1 protein-coding gene and 1 pseudogene are annotated in these 632 nt (G+C 50.0%); both read right to left on the reverse strand.

The window, feature by feature from the left end:
• Nucleotides 1-87: pseudogene (locus R7190_RS28450) on the reverse strand (ABC transporter ATP-binding protein); the annotation flags it as partial.
• Nucleotides 77-632, reverse strand: a 556-nt coding sequence (locus R7190_RS28455) for a PfkB family carbohydrate kinase (RefSeq protein ID WP_318138004.1), incomplete at its 5' end; no start/stop codon positions are given. The pseudogene R7190_RS28450 and the gene R7190_RS28455, both read right to left, overlap by 11 nt.

The following is a 632-nucleotide window of genomic DNA, read 5'->3' on the forward strand; positions in this document are numbered from 1 at the left end:
GTTCACTTTCGCTAAAGTCGGTGTTTGGCTATCTTTGTATTGCAAACTGGCGTCGGAAAGCTGAATACCAATCGCGTTAGCGAACATAGGTATGACCCGCAAAGAAGTGATGTACTGGTCCGTGACCTTTCCCCACTTCCAACTCATCCGCATGAGCGATTGCTTGGCTGATGTACTGTTTTCCTAAATGCACGGCTTTGTGCAGGTTGTTGCCTTGACCAAGGTAAGACGCAATAGCGGAAGACAGTGTACAGCCCGTACCGTGGGTGTTTTGGGTTGGGAAACGCTTGGCGCTGATTAACTCTGCACTGTTTTGCATGATCAGCAGATCGTTGCTGTTTTCATCTTCTTCAAGGTGACCGCCTTTGAGCAGAATGGCTTTGGCACCAAGCGCACGAAGGTCGTCAATCATGTCACTCATTTCTGCCTCAGATTGAGGTACAGGCTTACCTGTCAGTGCGGCACCCTCTGGCAGGTTAGGAGTGATGATGTCTGCCAGTGGAATTAGCTCTTCTTTTAACGTGCTGATTGCTGATTGCTCAAGTAGCAAATCGCCGCTGGTGGCGACCATGACGGGATCAATCACAAGATGCTTGGGCTGGTACTGTCTGATCTTGCTGGCCACCACTGTG

This window comes from Vibrio sp. 1078-1, assembly GCF_033340475.1.